This is a genomic window from Amycolatopsis solani, assembly GCF_033441515.1.
In the GTDB taxonomy this organism is placed as follows: domain Bacteria; phylum Actinomycetota; class Actinomycetes; order Mycobacteriales; family Pseudonocardiaceae; genus Amycolatopsis; species Amycolatopsis solani.
On record NZ_JAWQJT010000001.1, the window covers coordinates 2,905,895 to 2,923,820 of the forward strand.

The window sequence follows — 17,926 nt, forward strand, 5'->3', positions numbered from 1 at the left end:
ACCTAAAGTCGCAGGTCAGGCGGCCGAATTCCCCGCTGTTGCCCGTCGGTACCCGTGCCCTCCCGACCGATCGGGCACGCAAGGGGCGCGGTCGGCCAGTCGCCATTGGGCACTCGTGCAGGTAGATGGCCCTTATTGGCCAGCGAGGGTGTTCGGGTCCAGCTCCCGAGCCCGCTCAGACTCACCCGGCTCCCTTAGGTCGAAGGCGAGGTTGTTGGCGGAGGTGAGGGTGTCGGGATGGTTCTCGCCGAGGACGCGTTTGCGGCGGGCGAGGGTGTCCTCATCCAGCTCCCGAGCCCGCTCATACTCACCTAGCTTCCTGAGGTCACCAGCGAGGTTGTTGGCGGAGGTGAGGGTGTCGGGGTGGTTCTCGCCGAGGACGCGTTTGCGGCGGGCGAGGGTGTCCTCGTCCAGCTCCCGAGCCCGCTCATACTCACCTAGCTCCCTGAGGTCACCAGCGAGGTTGTTGGCGGAGATGAGAGTACCGGGGTGGTCGTCGCCGACATCGCGCTTGCGGCGGGCGAGGGTGTCCTCGTCCAGCTCCCGAGCCCGCTCATACTCACCCAAGAACCAGTGGTCTAGGGCGACGTTGACGGCGGAGACGAGGGTGTCGGAGTGGTCGTCGCCGAGAACGCGCTTGCAGCGGGTGAAGGTGTCCTCGTCCAGCTCCCGAGCCCGCTCATACTCACCCAGCTCCCTGAGGTCGGCGGCGAGGTTGCTGGCGGAGGCGAGGGTGTCGGGATGGTTCTCGCCGAGAACGCGCTTGTAGCGGGCGAGGGCGTCCTCGTCCAGCTCACAAGCCCGCTCATACTCACCCAATTCCCTGAGGTCGAGGGCGAGGTTGCAGGCGGAGGCGACGGTGGCGGGGGCATCTATGCCGAGAAGATCCCTGCGGAGCACGTAGGCCCGCTGAAAGAGTGGCAATGCGGTGCGAGGGTCGCCACGGGTCTGGAGATAGGAGGCGGCGCGGTCGAGTAGGTGGGCGACTTCTCTCGCGACCGGCTGCCATGCGCGGTGGGAGTCGCAGGCGAATAGCAGGTGCGGGAGGATTTCTTGCCAGCGTGCCCAGCTCGGCGGGTTGTTCCAGGGATCGTCAGGCTGACCGGCGTCTAGCAGCTGGACTGCGATGACTTGCCAGGTCGAGTTTGGGTCGTTCTCGGTGAGGATGTCGCCGCGGGTGCGTGCGCGCAGCAGTGCTGCGGGGACCCGGTGGAGCTGGATCGTGGCGGTGGTGACCTCGGCCATCCCGCGGCTGCGCAGCGCGGTCGTGACGTCGGCGAAGGCCAGCGGGTCCCGTGCAGTGACTCCGGCGTCGCCCTGCTGGTGGGTGAGCAGGCCGAGTGGCACCGGTTCGGGAGCCAGCCACGCCACCAACGTCAAGGTGTTCAGCGCGGCCGGGTTGTCGCGGGCGAGCTGGTCGAACGACACCGTCCACGCCGCGGTCAGCGAGAGGGGGTAGCCGCCGCTCTGCTCATGGCGGGCCATCAGGTCATGGATGCGCTCGTCGAGCAGTTCGAGGTATTTCTCGACGGTCAGGCTGGTCGTCGCGAGGAGTCGTGCTGCCTGGTTGACGGCCAAGGGCAGGTCACCCAGGGCATCGGCGATGCGGTCGGCGTCGGATTCAGTGAGCCGGTCACAGCGGGTTCTCAGCAGCTGGACCGACTCGGGGCGGGCGAATTCCCGCACCGGTAGCGCGGCGCCGATGTCGTCCCAGTCGGGATTGCGGGAGGTGATGATCACGTGCCCGTCACCGGCGGGCAGCAGCGGGCGCAGGGCGGTTGGCTCTTCGGCGTTGTCGAACACCACCAGCCACCGCCCACGTGATTCCAGCTCGCCGCGCAACCGGGCCACGGCAATATCTGGCAAGTCCTGGCTAGCGGATAAGTCCATGGCTTGGGCGAGGGCGGCAAGGTTGCCGAGGATGAGGTCGGGGTCTTCCGACGGGACCCACCAGGCCACCTCGTAATCTCCGGCGTGACGGTGGGCGTACTCAATCGCCGTGGTGGTCTTGCCGACCCCGCCCATCCCGTTGAGTGCCTGCACCACCGCCGGCTGACCAGTACACAACGCATCCCGCAGGCTGGTCAGCAGTTCGTCGCGACCGGTGAAGGTGACGGTTCGAGCGGGAATGTTGGAGATCCGGCGAACGGGCTTCGACTCCTGGAGGGAGCGGGGGACCCGGTTCAGAGCTCGCTCCAGCTTGGTCGCCAGTTCGGCGGGTGAGGAAACCTTGGTGATGGTGAGGCCGCTGTCCGGCAGTCGTTGCCGGAACGCTTCCTGCCGGCGACCGTAGTCCAGGTCCTGGATCAGCGCCGGTGGCCCTTCGGTGTCCTTATCCAGCACAAATACCAGCCGCTCCATGCCGGTGGCGGTGGCGATCCCGAACTCCTGCTCGGTGTAGGAAACCTCCGGACGGCCCCGCACCGGCGTGCCGTACCGGAAACCGGCGATCAGGACGTAGATGTCGGCCTCGGCTAGCATCTCCCGGTCGAGTTCCTCCGGTGTCGCGTCCCTGGCGGTGAAGGCGGACATGTCCACCACCGCATCCCCGGCCGCGGCCACCGCGTCCTTCGCCGCCGCTACGAACGACCGCGGCTTCGGCCACTCCGCAAGCTCGCTGGTGTGACTAAGGAACACTCGCCTCGCCGGCGACTTCCGCCCCTGCCCCTCGGCAGACTCCCCGACCACCAGCACCCGCTCCCCACACCGCCGACTTCGTAGAAACAGTCTCCCCGATCCACGCGGGCGTTACGAGGCCAGGAAGACAGCAGCGATCGGTAAGGTCAAACCGAGAACCGTCCGCTTTTCAGATCTCGGCACGACCGTTCGGCGGGGGTCGTACGGAGGCTGACGCGCAGGTCAGCGCGACCACCGGAACAGCAGCAACAGCTTGAACGGACGCGAACTGAGACGGAGACTGAGACGGCGTCTGACCAGCCGATACGGTCACGACCTGCGGGTGAACTGCTCGTAGTAGCCCGGCTGGTTGTCGGGTTGGACCGTCAGGCCGGAGACGTAGAACACCGTGTTGCCCTTTGCATCTCGGCCGTCGGCCCAGCCGGGACCGGTGGACCAGACGAGCGGGCCGGGGTTGTCGGGATGCTGGGCACGAAACCCGTTGAGGTTCGCGATCGCCTTTTCGACGGACTCGTACGCGGTCGTGTGGATGCCGGGCTGGGCGGACGTGGTGCGGTCGTGCACCACGTACACGACTCGCTTGCTGCTTGTCATGGAAGTCATTGTGCCAGCTGTAGCCAGGCTGTCACTGCGTGCAACTCAACCCGCCGGTACCACGTCGGGACGCGCCGACGGCAGCAAGCCGCCGGCCATCTCCTTCGTGGGCGGTGCGCAAACTGATCCTGTCCGAGGAGGTCGCCAAGACACCGCTAGCGGCGCGGCCCTACGACCTTCGCCACGCCGCCGTCAGCACGCAACTGGCCGCCGGCGTCGATGCGGCGACGGTCGCGGAGTGGGCAGGGCACTCGGTCTCGGTGCTGCTGGAGATTTACGCCGCGTTCCTGGACGGGGGACAGGCCGCCAATCGCGCGCGAATCGAGGCGATCCTCGGCCACCGATAGCCGAGACGTGGTGTGACCAGAGACACGCCAACGCGGTCCTGGAGGCTCGATCTCGGGGGAGCTGGCCACATCCGTGGGCACGCATTGGGCGTGAACACTCGTTCATGATCGGTTCGAGTCGGAGAGAACTGGAGTGCGGGAAGAGCCGCTTCGTGAGAGAAAGTGCTGATGAGAAGCGGTTTTTCCCGCTCCCATAGGGGTGCCCTCGGCAGGATTCGAACCTGCGACACCTGCCTCCGGAGGGCAGTGCTCTATCCCCTGAGCTACGAGGGCCCATCGCTGGGCGACCTCGAAAGCTTAGCGCATCCCCCGAACCCCCTGCGACCAGGTTCCCCCACCCAGGTTTCCCCAGGTCAACGCTATGAAGTTGATCGGTTGCACACTCCGTCGCTAGCGTGGAGAACCCCACCCGAAGGAGCCCGCGATGGCCGAGCCGTTCCAGGTAGCTCTCGATGAGAGCGACATCGCCGACCTGCGGGAGCGGTTGCGGCGGACCCGGTGGCCCGAGAGCGAAACCGTCGGCGACTGGTCGCAGGGCGTGCCGCTCGCCTACGTCAAGGAACTCTGCCGGGACTGGGGCGAGGAGTACGACTTCGGGTTCGCACGGCGGCTGAACGCCTTCCCGCAGTTCAAAGCCACCGTCGACGGCGTGGGGGTGCACTTCCTGCACGTCCGGTCGGAGGTGCCCGGCGCGTTCCCGCTCGTGCTCACCCACGGGTGGCCCGGGTCCGTCCTCGAATTCCTCGACGTCATCGGGCCGCTCACCGACCCCGCCCAGTACGGGGGCGATCCGGCTGATGCCTTCCACGTCGTCGTGCCGTCGCTGCCCGGGTTCGGGTGGAGCGACAAGCCCGCGCTGAAGATCCCGCGGGTCGCCGCGCTGTGGGACCAGCTCATGGTGTCGCTCGGCTACGACCGCTACGGCGCCCAGGGCGGTGATTGGGGTGCCGCCATCACGAACGCCCTCGCCAAGGTCGCGCCCGGGCGCGTCGCCGGGGTGCACGTCAACTTCGCGCCCGTGCGGATGGACCAGGGCGACCTGACGGCCTCGGAGCAGCGGGCGCTCGCCGACCTCCAGGAATTCCGGCGGACCGGCAGCGGCTACTCCGCCGAGCAGGGCACGCGGCCGCAGACGCTCGGGTACGGGCTCACCGACTCGCCCGCCGGGCAGGCCGCCTGGATCGTCGAGAAGTTCTGGGCCTGGACCGACCACAAGGGGCACCCCGAGGACGCCGTCGACCGGCAGAAGATCCTCGACGACATCTCGGTCTACTGGTTCACCGCGACCGCCGCGTCCTCGGCGCGGATGTACTGGGAGAACAACGATCGCGACCTGTCCACGGTGGACGTGCCGGCCGGGGTTTCGGTGTTCCCCAAGGAGATCGTGCGCCCGTCGCGGCGGCAGGCCGAGCAGCGCTACACCGATCTGCGCTGGTTCGAGGAGCTGCCCGCCGGCGGGCACTTCGCCGCGCTCGAGCAGCCGCAGCTGTTCGTCGAGCAGGTTCGCGGGTTCTTCCGGCTGGTGCGCGAAGCGTGACGGGATCCACCAGGCGGGAAACCCCGCCTGGTGGATTGGTCACCGCCGTCGTCCGGGGTAACTTTCCGAGTGGGTGAACTTAGGCTGCCCTCTGTTGCACATATGCGCATCTCACTATATGTTTGCGGCGACGGTGAACCGGGAACGGAGGCAGCATGGGGCAGGGACACGGCCACGGGCACGCGATCGCGCCGGCGAGCGCGTCGGGCCGGTACGTGCGGAGCCTGACCATCGCCCTGGCCATCGGCGCCGGCTTCATGGTGCTCGAGTTCGCCGTCGGCTTCGCGACCGGCTCACTGGCCCTGATCTCGGACGCGGCCCACATGTTCACCGACGTCCTCGGCGTCGGCATGGCCCTGGCGGCGATCATCCTGGCGCGCCGAAGCGGCCCCACGATCAGCCGCACGTTCGGCCTCTACCGCGCGGAGGTCCTGGCGGCGCTGGGCAACGCGATCCTCCTCTTCGGCGTCGCGGGCTACGTCCTCATCGAGGCCGTGGACCGGATCGGCAACCCACCCGCGGTCCCCGGCCTACCGGTTTTGCTGGCCGCGGCGGCCGGCCTGGTGGCCAACATCGTGTCGTTCACGGTGCTGCGTTCGGGGGCCAAGGAGAGCCTCAACGTCCGCGGCGCGTACCTCGAAGTGGTCGCCGACCTGATCGGCTCGGTCGGCGTCCTGATCAGCGGCGCTTTGACGCTCCTCACTGGCTGGCGCTATGCGGACCCGATCATCGGTGTGGCGATCGGGCTGTTCGTGCTGCCGCGCACGTGGGTGCTGGCTCGGCGGGCGCTGCGGATCTTGTTCCAGCACGCGCCGCAGGGGGTGGACGTCGGGGCGATCAACGCTGAGCTGGCTGCGCTGCCTGGGGTGGCGGATGTGCATGACCTGCATGTCTGGACGCTGACGTCGGGGATGGAGGTGGCTTCGGCGCATCTGACGCTGGCGCCGCCTGCGCAGCAGTCGGACGTGTTGACGGAGGCGCAGAACCTGCTGGCTTCGCGGTATGCGATCGAGCATGCGACGTTGCAGGTGGAGGCGCCGCAGTGTGCTCGGCGGTGCCAGGAGCTTTCCTGGTAGCGCCGTAACGCCTGCGCGGACCGTGGAGACTGTTCCTACGATGTCGGCGGCGTGGGGAGCGGGTGGTGGTGGTCGGGGAGCACGAGCGACCGCCTGCGCGGCGGGTGTTTCTCAGTCACACCAGTGAGCTTGCGGAGTGGCCGAAGCCCCGGTCGTTCGTGGCGGCGGCGAAGGACGCGGTGGCCGCGGCTGGGGATGCGGTGGTGGACATGTCCGCGTTCACGGCGCGGGACGTGACGCCGGAGCAACTCGACCAGGAGATGCTGGCTGAGGCTGACATCTACGTGCTGATCGCCGGTTTCCGCTACGGCACGCCGGTGCGAGGCCGCCCGGAAGTCTCTTACTGCGAGCAGGAGTTCGAGGTCGCCACCGCCACCGGCATGGAGCGGCTGGTGTTCGTGCTGGCCGAGGACACCGAAGGGCCACCGGCGCTGGTCCGGGACCTGGATTACGGTCGCCGTCAGGAAGCGTTCCGCCAACGGCTGCCGAACAGCGGGCTGACCATCACCATGGTGTCCTCGCCTGGTGAGCTGGCGACCAAGCTGGAGCGGGCGCTGAATCGGGTCCCCCGCTCTGGACGGGAGTCGAAGCTCGCCGGCCGGATCTCGAACATCCCCGCCCGCACAGCCACCTTCACCGGTCGCGACGAGCTGCTGACCGGTCTGCGTGCGGCGTTGTGTGCCGGGCAGCCGGCGGTGGTGCAGGCGTTGAACGGGATGGGCGGGGTCGGCAAGACCACCACCGCGATCGAGTACGCCTATCGTCATGCCGAGGACTACGACGTGGCCTGGTGGGTGCCGTCGGAAGATCCTGACCTCGTTCTCGGCAACCTGGCCGCGCTCGCCCAGGCTTTGGACTTGTCCACGGGCCAGGACTCGCCGGACGTCGCGGTGGCCCGGTTGCGCGGGGTACTGGAGTCCCGCAGCAGGTGGCTGGTGGTGTTCGACAACGCCGAGGACCCCACCGCGTTGCGCCCGCTGCTGCCCAGCGGGGGCGGGCACGTGATCATCACCTCCCGCAATCCCGACTGGGACGACATCGGTGCCGCGTTGTCGGTGCGGGAATTCAGCCGTCCCGAGTCGGTCCAGTTGCTGCGAACCCGCTGTGGCCGGCTTACCGAGTCCGACGCTGACCGCGTCGCCGAGGCCCTGGGTGATCTGCCCTTGGCCGTCAACCAGGCAGCACGACTCCTCGCGACAACCAATCTTACTGCCGAGAAATACCTCGAACTGCTCGACGAGCGCATCCACGACCTGATGTCCCGACACGAGAAAGGCGGCAGCTACCCCGTCTCACTGGCGGCGGCGTGGACGGTGTCGTTCGACCAGCTCGCCCGCGACCACCCCGCCGCGCTGCACACCCTGACCATGGTGGCGTGGCTGGCTCCCGAACCTGTGCCGCTCACCCTGCTCACCCACCAGCAAGGCGACGCAGGGGCCACCGCGCAGGACCCGCTGGCCTTCGCCGACGTCACGGCCGCATTGCGCAGCCGCGGCATGGCCGAGGTCACCACCACGACCATCCAGCTCCATCGAGTCCCCGCCGCCCTCCTGCGGGCACGCACCCGCGAGGACATCGCTACCAGGGACGACCGAGACTCGACCTGGCCGGTCACCGCCGTCCGGCTGCTCCACGCGGGTCAGCCTGACGATCCCTGGAGCAACCCGCCGAGCTGGCCCCGCTGGCGAGAACTTCTCCCGCATCTGCTGTTCGTGTGTGACCCGCACCGCGCATGGCAGCCGGCAGCGCAGGAAGTCTCCGAGTTGCTCGACCGCACCGCAACCTACCTCCATACCCGTGGTGACGCCCGCGCCGCACTTCCGCTGTTTCAGCGGGCCTACGCACTTGACAGGGGTCGCCTCGGTGACGACCACCCCGACACCCTCACCGCCGTCGGAGGCCTCGCCCTCGCCCTCGGCGACCTGGGTGAGTATCAGCGGGCACGTGAGCTGGACGAGGACACGCTTGCCCGCTCGAAACGCGTCCTCGGCGACGACCACCCCGACACCCTCACCTCAGCTAACGGTCTCGCCATCGACCTCAGCAACCTGGGTGAGTATCAGCAGGCCCGCGAGCTGAACGAAGACACCCTCACCCGCCGCAGACGCGTGCTCGGCGACGACCACCCCGACACCCTCACCACCGCCAACAACCTCGCCATCGACCTCAGCAACCTGGCCGAACATCAGCAGGCCCGCGAGCTGAACGAAGACACCCTCACCCGCCGCAGACGCGTGCTCGGCGACGACCACCCCGACACCCTCACCACCGCCAACAACCTCGCCATCGACCTCAGCAACCTAGGTGAGCATGATCGCGCTCACGAGCTGAACGAGGACACGCTTGCCCGCTCGAAACGCGTCCTCGGCGACGACCATCCCCTGACGCTCACCACCGTCAGCAACCTCGCCCTCGACCTCAGCAACCTGGGCGAACATCAGCAGGCCCGCGAGCTGAACGAAGACACGCTTGCCCGTTCCAAGCGCGTCCTCGGCGACGACCACCCCGACACCCTCACCTCCGCCAGCAACCTCGCCATCGACCTCAGCAACCTGGGCGAACACGAGCAGGCCCGCGAGCTGAACGAAGACACGCTTGCCCGTTCCAAGCGCGTCCTCGGCGACGACAACCCTCACACCCTCACCACCGCCAACAATCTCGCCACCGACCTTCGGGCGCTAGGTGAACACCAGCAAGCCCGAGAACTGAACGAAGACACGCTTGCCCGTTCCAAGCGCGTCCTCGGCGACGACCACCCTCACACCCTCATCACCGCCGACAACCTCGCCACCGACCTTCGGTTGCTGGGTGAGCACCAGCAGGCTCGCGAACTGCACGAGGACACCCTCACCCGAAGCAAACGCATGCTCGGCCGTCAGCGGCCCTCTCGGGGCACCCAGGTCCAACCCTTACACAGCACAAGCTGAGTCTCACTTCTAGGTCTCAGGCACCCCACCCAGTGGGTTCAAGTGCAGGTCGTCGACGGATACCAAGATCCATTCAAACCCCGTCCAGCGGAAGCTTGAGCGCGGCGCGTTCTCACTGTGTTCCCAGATGGCGGCGGGCTACTGAGCACCAAATGAGGTCTATTCTGGTCAGCGCACATGCCGAACCGTGTCGGCTTCTAAGCCTCCGGGGGGCCGATGTCGCAGTACCGAATCCCGCGGAGGGTAGTCCCCCGGGGACGGACACCGCCGCCAAGAGCTCTCCCGCCGACGCGGATTCCGCAACCACCGAACCCCGCCGCTGAGGAAAGATCACTCGACCCCCGGAATGCAAGACCCCAGCGCAATTGCGCACCAATGAGGAATAGCTCGGCCTAATGGCGGTACTACCGTCGGTCCATGACGGAAATCGTGACGAAGACCACGACGGTGCGGACGCGGGCGATGGGGGTGCTGTTCACCGGCGCCGCGGCGTTGAACACCGCGGTCACCGGGGCGACGACGGTCAGTACCCTCATTGCCTCTGATTCCCATGGGGACGGGTGGAGCGGGATTCCCAACGCGGCGGTGGTCGCCGGGACGGCTTTCGGGGCGGTCTACCTTGGGGTGCTCATCGGGAAAAAGGGTGCTCGGACCTCGCTGAAACTGGTTTACGGCGTCGCCGCGCTCGGGGGGCTTGTTGCTTTCCTCGGTGGGGTGTTCGCCAATCTGCTGCTCCTCTTGCCCGGCCTCGCGCTGCTCGGGATCGGCAACGGGGCCGCGGGCCTGGTTCGGTACACCGCCGCCGAGTTGTATCCCGACAATCGCAAGGGTTTTGCGCTTTCGCTCATCGTCTGGGCCGGGACCATCGGTGCCATCGCCGGGCCCGCGCTGCTTGAGCCCGCCGCTGCCACCGCCGGGTTCTTCGGGCTGCCGAGCACCTCCGGGGCGATCGGCTTCGCGGCTCTCCTCTGCACCATCGCGCTCCTCGCCAGTGCCACCATGCCGAAGGCGGCTTTCCCCGCTCAAGGGCCGAAGCGGCCGCCGCTGACGCTTGCCCGCGTGGCTGCCGCGCTGAAACGGCGGGTTGTTCTGGTTCCGCTGGTCTCGATGACCGCCGCGCACGTGACCATGGTGACCGTCATGACGATGACGCCGCTGCAGCTGCACCGGCAGGGACACGGGCTCGAGGTTGTCGGCTACGTGCTCAGTGCGCACATGATCGGCATGTTCGCCTTGGCCCCGTTGTCCGGGAAGATCGCCGACCGGATCGGGGGGCGGGCCACCATCACTGCCGGTGTGGGGGTGCTGGTGCTGGCCGCGGTGACCGTGATCGCCGCGCCGACGTCGCACACCGCCGGGTTGCCGCTGGCGTTGTTCCTGCTCGGGTACGGGTGGAACCTGGTGTTCGTCGGGTCCAGCGCCCTGCTGAGCCGGAGCCTCGCCGACGACGAGCGCACGCAGCTGCAGGGCGTCATCGACGCGCTGGTCTGGAGCGCCTCCGGGCTCGGCGGCATCATCGCCGGCGGGCTGTTCGGGCTGGGTGGGTACGCGCTCGTGGCCGGGGTCGCCGCGGTGCTCGCGCTCACACCGCTCGCGCTGGTCGCGCGACGGAATTGAGTCAGGGTCAGGGGAGCGGCTGGGCGCCCCGGGCGCCCAGCATCAGCTTCATCTGGTCCATCTCCGCGCCCTGCGACGTCAGGATGCTCCGGACCAGCGCCTGCAACGCCGTCAGGTTCGAATGCGCGGCCGCGTACTGGGCCATCGACGTGCCGCCCTGGTGGTGGCGGAGCATCAGCTGGAGGAAGTACACGTCCAGCTGCTTGCCCGACAGCGAACGCAGCTTGGCCAGCTCCGCCTCGGTCGCCATGCCCGGCATCAGGGGGCCCGCTCCGGGGTTGACCGACCCGGTGCCCATCGCCATGCCGTCGTGACCCTGCATCGGCTCCGTCATCCACTTCATCGGGGCGCCGATGGGCTGCTCGGGCTGGTCCCACAGCATGAGCCAGCCCTTCATACGCCCGACCTGCTCCAGCTGGGTGCGCTCGATGTCGAACGCGAGCTGGCGGATCTCCGGGTCGGTCGAGTGGTCACGGGCCCAGCCGGCCATCGTGACGGCCTGCAGGTGGTGCGTCGACATGTCCTGGGCGAAGCCGACCTCGACCGACCCGGCCGCCGGGGTGGCGGTGGCCGGGTCGTCGATGGCGCGGGTCAGGAACATGCCCGCGGTCGCGCCGATCAGCAGGACCGCGAGGAGCGTCCCGCCGATGATCACCCAGCGCGACCACGTGGGCTGTTCTTCGGAACTCACTTGGTGGGCGTGCCCGACGCGGGTGCGGACGGCTGCTGGCTCATGCCGCCGTTCTGGTCGGTCTGGGCGTTCGGCGTGCCCTTGTAGTCCATCGGCTTGGCGTCCGGGCCCGGCTTCGACGGGTCGAACGGCGGCGGGTTGTCCGGGTCGAACTGGCCCGCGCCGAGTGCGTCGCAGGAGGCGCCGACCTCGGGGTAGACGCCGTTCGGGTTGCTCCGCAGCGCCGCGATGAACTCGTCGATGCGCGCGTCGTCGGCCTTGTCCACCTTCAGCTGGTGGCCCCACGACTGCAGCGAGATCGGCTTGTCCAGGCCCGGGTACGGCGACATCATCGTGTACGGCTTGCCCTCGACGCGGACCTTGAGCAGGTTCAGCGCGTCGCCGGTGATCTGCTGCGGGTTGTAGGCGATCCAGACGGCGCCGTGCTCGAGGCCGTGCACCATGTTCTCGGTGCGGACGGCGTTCGGGTACACCGTGCCGGTGCAGGTGGCCCAGTACCCGTCGTGCGGGCCGCCGAAGGGCGGGGTCTTGTCGTAGGCGACGCGCTCGGTCGGGAGCACGTGCACGCTGCCGGTGTAGGTGGCGGTCACCACGCCGGGGATGCGCTTGGAGGGGTCCGGGTCGGACGCCGTCGGCGCGAACGAAGCGGCGGCGGCCTCACGGTCGGACTGCTCGCGCTTCGGCGCGGACGCCACCATGTAGTAGGTGATCACGGCGCCGGCCAGTGCGACGATGGCCACGACGGCGATGATCGTGCCCCAGGGCGTGCCCTTCTTGCTCACCACGGAACCGCGGGCCGCCTTCACCGCCGACCCCTTTTTCCGAGTTGTCCCGTTCGCCATGGCTCCCGCGTTCTCCCTCTGGTGGCTGCGGACGGATTCCCGCCCGGGCCAGTGTAGAGACCACGCGTCTGATCACCGTTAACGCCTCACGCACCTGCCCACCGTGACGTCCCCGAGACCGATGAAAGCTCCCGACCAGGGCACACCTAGAATTCGAAGAGTGACTCCCGCCGCTCTTGCCGACCTGGTCCGCAGCTCCGCCGTGCAGGTGCTCGCCGCACGCGGCATCGACGACGCCGTGCTGCCGGAGCAGGTGACCATCGAACGCCCGCGCAACCCCGAACACGGCGATTACGCGACGAACATCGCCCTCCAGGTGGCCAAGAAGGCCGGACTGAAGCCGCGCGACTTCGCCGAGGCGCTGGCCGAGGCGGTCTCGGCGGACGACGGCGTCGCTTCGGCCGAGGTGGCGGGCCCCGGCTTCCTCAACTTCCGGCTCGCCGCGGCCGCGCAGGGCGACATCGTGCGCCAGGTGCTCGACGCCGGCGCCGCGTTCGGCCGCGGGGACGCGCTTGCCGGCACCAAGATCAACCTCGAGTTCGTCTCGGCGAACCCGACCGGCCCGATCCACCTGGGCGGCACGCGCTGGGCCGCGGTCGGCGACGCGCTGGGCCGGGTGCTGGGCGCGCAGGGCGGCGAGGTCACCCGCGAGTACTACTTCAACGACGCCGGTGCCCAGATCGACCGGTTCGTCCGGTCCCTGATCGCCGCCGCGAAGGGCGAGCCCGCGCCCGAGGACGGCTACGCGGGCGGCTACATCAACGACATCGCCGCCGAGGTCATCAAGGCCGAGCCGAGCGCGCTCTCGCTGCCGGAGGAGCAGCGGCACGAGACGTTCCGCCGGATCGGTATCAACCTCATGTTCGGCGAGATCAAGCAGAGCCTGCACGAGTTCGGCACCGACTTCGACGTCTACTTCCACGAGAACTCGCTGCACGAGTCCGGCGCGGTCGACGCCGCCGTCCAGGAGCTCAAGGACTCCGGGAACCTCTACTTCGAAGACGGCGCCTGGTGGCTGAAGTCGAAGGAGTACGGCGACGACAAGGACCGCGTCGTCATCAAGCAGGACGGCAACCCGGCCTACATCGCCGGCGACCTGGCCTACTTCAAGGACAAGCGCAACCGCGGCTTCGACCTCTGCATCTACATGCTCGGCGCGGACCACCACGGCTACATCGCCCGGCTGAAGGCCGCGGCCGCCGCGTTCGGCGACGACCCGGCGACCGTCGAGGTCCTCATCGGGCAGATGGTCAACCTGGTCAGCGACGGCAAGCCGGTCCGGATGTCCAAGCGCGCCGGCACCGTGATCACCATGGAGGACCTCGTCGAGGCCGTCGGCGTCGACCCGGCCCGCTACGAGCTGATCCGCTACTCGGTGGATTCCACTTTGGACGTCGACCTGGACCTGCTGCGCAAGCACTCCAACGACAACCCCGTCTACTACGTCCAGTACGCGCACGCGCGGCTGGCGTCCCTGCAACGCAACGCGGCCGACCTCGGCATCAAGTCCACTTCGGACGTCGATTTCGGACTGCTGACGCTGCCCGCCGAGGGCGACCTGATCCGCACCATCGGCGAGTTCCCGGAAACCGTGCGCCGCGCCGCCGAAATGCGGGAGCCGCACCGGATCGCGCGCTACCTCGAAGAACTCGCGGGCGCCTACCACAAGTTCTACACCGTGGGCCGCGTGCTGCCCATGGGCGACGAAGAGGCGACCCCTCTGACGTACGCCCGGCTCGCGCTGTGCGAAGCCGCCCGCCAGGTCCTGGCGAACGGCCTCGCCCTCCTCGGTGTCTCCGCTCCGGAACGGATGTAAGAAATGGCGCACCCCGCCGGCCCACGGCACGCCGACGTCTACCCCCACGCCGACACCTCCGGGCTCCAGCCGTCGGGGGTCGAAGAACTCGACAAGCTGCCCGCGAAAGTGTGGCCGCGCAACACCTTCCGCGCCCACGACGGCGTCGTCCGGATCGCCGGGGTCGACGTGCGCGAGCTGGCCGAGCAGCACGGCACGCCGCTGTTCGTGGTCGACGAAGCCGACTTCAAGTCGCGGTGCGCGGACTACGCCGAGGCGTTCGACGACCCCTCGCTCGTGCACTACGCGTCGAAGGCGTTCCTCTCCATCGAGATCGCCCGCTGGGTGGCCGAGCAGGGGCTGAGCCTCGACGTCTGCAGCGGCGGCGAGCTCGCCGTGGCGCAGCGCGCGAACTTCCCGGCCGAGCGGATCACCTTCCACGGCAACAACAAGTCGCCCGCCGAGCTGGAAGCCGCGGTCGTCGCGGGCGTCGGCACGGTGGTGCTCGACTCGTACTTCGAGATCGCGCGGCTGGCCGACATCGCCGCCCGCCACGACGTCGTGCAGCCGGTGCTGATCCGGGTGACCGTCGGCGTCGAGGCGCACACCCACGAGTTCATCGCGACCGCGCACGAGGACCAGAAGTTCGGCTTCTCGCTGGCGTCCGGCGATGCCGCAGAAGCGGTCCGCCGGGTGCTCAACGCGTCCTCGCTCAAGCTCGTCGGCCTGCACAGCCACATCGGTTCGCAGATCTTCGACGCCGACGGCTTCGAGGTCGCCGCCCGCCGCGTCGTCGGCCTGCTCGGCGACCTGGCGAAGGAACACGGCACCGAACTGCTCGACCAGCTCAGCCTGGTCGACCTCGGCGGCGGGTTCGGCATCGCCTACACCGAGAAGGACAACCCGCCGCCGCCGGCGCAGATGATCACGCAGATCCGCGAGATCGTCCGCAAGGAATGCGCGTACGCGGGCCTGCCGGTGCCGCGCATCGCGGGCGAGCCGGGCCGCGCGATCGCCGGTCCGGGCACCATCACGCTGTACGAGGTCGGCACCATCAAGGACGTCTCGCTCGGTGACAACCTGTCCCGGCGGTACGTCAGCGTCGACGGCGGGATGAGCGACAACATCCGGACCGCGCTCTACGACGCGGTGTACGACGTCCGGCTGGTTTCCCGGTCCGCGGGCGACAACGACCAGCCGGTGCCCGCCGTGCTGTCCCGGGTCGTGGGAAAACACTGTGAATCCGGCGACATCGTCGTACGAGACTGCTGGCTGCCCGACACGCTGGCTCCCGGCGACCTGCTGGCGGTCGCGGCGACCGGCGCCTACTGCTACTCGATGGCGAGCAGTTACAACCGGCAGCCGCGCCCGGCCGTGGTCGCGGTGCGCAACGGCAGCTCCCGGCTGCTGCTGCGGCGGGAGACGACCGACGACATGCTCCGCCTGGAGGTCTGAACACAGTGGCTGCCCCTGAGGAACGCCCGGCCATCCGCGTCGCCCTGCTCGGCTGCGGGACGGTCGGCAGCGAGGTCGCCCGGCTGCTCACCGAGCAGGCCGCCGAGCTGGCCGCGCGGGCGGGCGCGCCGGTCGAACTGGCCGGCATCGCCGTGCGCCGCCCGGACAAGCACCCCGAGCTGCCGCCGGAGCTGCTGACCGCGGACGCCGAAAAGCTCGTCACGTCCGAAGACGTCGACGTCGTGGTCGAGCTGGTCGGCGGGATCGAGCCGGTGCGCGGCTGGCTGCTGGCCGCCCTGAAGGCCGGCAAGTCCGTGGTCACCGCGAACAAGGCGCTGCTCGCCGAACACTCGGCTGACCTCTTCGAGGCCGCCGACGCGGCGGGTGCCGACCTCTACTTCGAGGCCGCGGTGGCCGGCGCCATCCCGCTGCTGCGCCCGCTGCGCGAATCGCTGGCCGGCGACCGCATCACGCGCGTGATGGGCATCGTCAACGGCACCACGAACTACATCCTGTCCGCGATGGACTCGACCGGCGCCGGCTACGCCGAGACGCTCGACGAGGCCAGCCGGCTCGGGTACGCCGAGGCCGACCCGACCGCCGACGTCGACGGCTACGACGCCGCGTCGAAGGCCGCGATCCTCGCGTCGCTCGCGTTCCACACCCGCGTGACGGCTTCGGACGTGCACCGCGAAGGCATCGCCGACGTCACCGCGTCCGATCTCGCGGCGGCCCGTGGCCTCGGCCGCACGGTGAAGCTGCTGGCCATCTGCGAGCGCGTGACCGACGACGACGGCGTCGAGTCCGTCTCGGCCCGCGTGCACCCGGTGATGATCCCGCGCAGCCACCAGCTGGCGGGCGTCGGCGGCGCGTTCAACGCCGTCTACGTCGAGGCGGACGCCGCCGGCGAGCTGATGTTCTACGGCCAGGGCGCGGGGGGCGCGCCGACCGCGAGCGCGGTGCTCGGCGACCTGGTCGCGGTGGCCCGCAACCGGGTGGCCGGCGGCCGCGGCCCGCGCGAATCCGCGCACGCCGCGCTGCCGGTGCGGCCGATGGGCCAGACGCCGACCCGGTACCACGTAAGCCTTTCCGTCGCCGACCGCGCCGGTGTCCTCGCGCAGGTGGCGCAGGCCTTCGCCGGCCACGGCGTCAGCATCGCGGCGGTGCGGCAGAGCGACGTCGGCGACCGCGCGAGCCTGGTCGTGGTGACGCACCAGGCGCCCGACGCGGCTTTGCAGTCCACTGTGGACGAAATCGCGAAGCTGGACGTCGTGCACGAAGTTGTCAGCGTGATGCGGGTGGAAGGCGAAGACCAGTGATCAGGCACCCCTGGCCGGGACTCATCGAGGCATATCGGGACCGCGTCCCGGTTCCGGACGGGGCGCGGGTCGTCACGCTCGGGGAAGGCAACACGCCGCTGCTGCCCGCGCACCACCTGTCCGAGCTGACCGGCTGCGAGGTGCACCTCAAGGTCGAGGGCGCGAACCCGACCGGGTCGTTCAAGGACCGCGGGATGACCGTGGCCATCACGCACGCGCTCGCCAGCGGGCTCAAGGCGGTGATCTGCGCGTCGACCGGCAACACGTCCGCCTCGGCCGCGGCCTACGCCGCCCGCGCCGGGCTCACCTGCGCCGTGCTGGTGCCCCAGGGCAAGATCGCGATGGGCAAGCTCGCCCAGGCCGTGCTGCACGGCGCCCGGATCCTGCAGGTCGACGGCAACTTCGACGACTGCCTCGAGCTGGCCCGCAAGACCGCGGCCGACTACCCGGTCACGCTGGTCAACTCGGTCAACCCGGTGCGCATCGCCGGCCAGAAGACCGCCGCGTTCGAGATCTGCGACGTGCTCGGCACGGCACCGGACATCCACTGCCTGCCGGTCGGCAACGCGGGCAACATCACCGCCTACTGGGCGGGGTATTCGGAGTACGCGGCCGACGGTGTGGTGAAGAACACCCCGCGGATGTTCGGCTTCCAGGCGGCCGGCGCGGCCCCGCTGGTCCACGGCGAGCCGGTGGCGGACCCGGAGACGGTCGCGACCGCGATCCGGATCGGCAGCCCGGCGTCGTGGACGGCCGCGGTGAAGGCGAAGGAGGCCTCCGACGGGCTCTTCGAGGCCGTCACCGACGAGAAGATCCTCGAGGCGTACCGGCTGCTGGCCGGGCGCGAGGGCGTGTTCGTCGAGCCGGCGTCGGCGACCAGCGTGGCGGGCCTGCTCGCCACGGCCGCCGACGGCAGGCTGCCGCGCGGCTCCCGCGTCGTGTGCACCGTCACCGGCCACGGCCTGAAGGACCCGCAGACGGCGCTGGCGGGCAACGTCGAGGTCGAACCGCTGGCGGTGGACCCCTCGGCCGTCGCGGCGGCGCTGGACCTGCGGTGAGCGGCCCCCAAGCGCCCCAAGGCGGCCTTGG

Annotated in this window: 13 protein-coding genes and 1 tRNA gene; 9 read left to right on the forward strand and 5 right to left on the reverse strand. The window is 69.3% G+C overall.

Features of this window, described 5'->3' with window-relative positions; translation table 11 throughout:
- Positions 1–132: 132 nt before the first annotated feature.
- Positions 133–2,532, reverse strand: a complete 2,400-nt coding sequence (gene fxsT / locus SD460_RS14280; RefSeq protein ID WP_498371761.1) for an FxSxx-COOH system tetratricopeptide repeat protein — start codon at positions 2,530–2,532, stop codon at positions 133–135.
- Positions 2,533–2,946: 414 nt separating this feature from the next.
- Entirely contained in the window at positions 2,947–3,231 is a 285-nt protein-coding gene (locus SD460_RS14285; protein ID WP_290056410.1) for a hypothetical protein, read from the reverse strand.
- Positions 3,232–3,344: 113 nt separating this feature from the next.
- Here SD460_RS14285 and SD460_RS14290 point away from each other — a divergent pair, with 113 nt between their 5' ends.
- A complete protein-coding gene (locus SD460_RS14290; RefSeq protein WP_318306232.1) occupies positions 3,345–3,578 on the forward strand; it encodes a site-specific integrase in 234 nt (77 codons plus the stop codon).
- A 200-nt stretch (positions 3,579–3,778) separates the two neighbouring features.
- On the opposite strand, the gene SD460_RS14295 is transcribed toward SD460_RS14290, so the two are convergent.
- A tRNA-Arg gene (locus SD460_RS14295) sits at positions 3,779–3,851 on the reverse strand.
- 151 nt (positions 3,852–4,002) lie between these two features.
- Between SD460_RS14295 and SD460_RS14300 the strand changes: the two genes are divergently transcribed.
- From SD460_RS14300 to SD460_RS14315, 4 genes are all read left to right on the forward strand, one after another.
- Complete coding sequence (locus SD460_RS14300; protein WP_290056411.1) at positions 4,003–5,115, forward strand: epoxide hydrolase family protein; 1,113 nt, start codon at positions 4,003–4,005, stop codon at positions 5,113–5,115.
- Between the two features lie 155 nt (positions 5,116–5,270).
- Complete coding sequence (locus SD460_RS14305; RefSeq protein WP_290056412.1) at positions 5,271–6,191, forward strand: cation diffusion facilitator family transporter; 921 nt, start codon at positions 5,271–5,273, stop codon at positions 6,189–6,191.
- Positions 6,192–6,256: 65 nt separating this feature from the next.
- Complete coding sequence (gene fxsT / locus SD460_RS14310) at positions 6,257–9,118, forward strand: FxSxx-COOH system tetratricopeptide repeat protein (RefSeq protein ID WP_318306233.1); 2,862 nt, start codon at positions 6,257–6,259, stop codon at positions 9,116–9,118.
- 417 nt (positions 9,119–9,535) lie between these two features.
- Positions 9,536–10,735 carry an MFS transporter gene (locus SD460_RS14315; protein WP_290056414.1) on the forward strand — a complete coding sequence of 400 codons (1,200 nt, stop codon included), beginning with the start codon at positions 9,536–9,538 and terminating at the stop codon, positions 10,733–10,735.
- 7 nt (positions 10,736–10,742) lie between these two features.
- On the opposite strand, the gene SD460_RS14320 is transcribed toward SD460_RS14315, so the two are convergent.
- Both SD460_RS14320 and SD460_RS14325 read right to left on the reverse strand, forming a co-directional pair.
- Entirely contained in the window at positions 10,743–11,426 is a 684-nt protein-coding gene (locus tag SD460_RS14320) for a DUF305 domain-containing protein (RefSeq protein ID WP_290056415.1), read from the reverse strand.
- The gene (locus SD460_RS14325) at positions 11,423–12,232 is read right to left on the reverse strand and encodes a thioredoxin-like domain-containing protein (RefSeq protein ID WP_290056416.1); all 810 of its coding nucleotides are present in this window, start codon (positions 12,230–12,232) and stop codon (positions 11,423–11,425) included. The genes SD460_RS14320 and SD460_RS14325 overlap by 4 nt, the downstream gene beginning before the upstream one ends.
- Positions 12,233–12,428: 196 nt before the next feature.
- Between SD460_RS14325 and argS the strand changes: the two genes are divergently transcribed.
- Genes argS through thrC form a run of 4 tightly spaced genes read left to right on the forward strand, consistent with a single transcriptional unit; the run spans position 12,429 to position 17,895 of the window.
- Complete coding sequence (gene argS / locus SD460_RS14330; RefSeq protein ID WP_290056417.1) at positions 12,429–14,084, forward strand: arginine--tRNA ligase; 1,656 nt, start codon at positions 12,429–12,431, stop codon at positions 14,082–14,084.
- A 3-nt stretch (positions 14,085–14,087) separates the two neighbouring features.
- The gene (gene lysA, locus SD460_RS14335) at positions 14,088–15,518 is read left to right on the forward strand and encodes a diaminopimelate decarboxylase (protein ID WP_290056418.1); all 1,431 of its coding nucleotides are present in this window, start codon (positions 14,088–14,090) and stop codon (positions 15,516–15,518) included.
- Between the two features lie 5 nt (positions 15,519–15,523).
- A complete protein-coding gene (locus SD460_RS14340; RefSeq protein WP_318306234.1) occupies positions 15,524–16,837 on the forward strand; it encodes a homoserine dehydrogenase in 1,314 nt (437 codons plus the stop codon).
- On the forward strand, positions 16,834–17,895 hold the full coding sequence (thrC, locus tag SD460_RS14345; RefSeq protein WP_290056173.1) for a threonine synthase: 1,062 nt from the start codon (positions 16,834–16,836) through the stop codon (positions 17,893–17,895). Before SD460_RS14340 ends, thrC begins: the two co-directional genes overlap by 4 nt.
- Positions 17,896–17,926 lie beyond the last annotated feature (31 nt).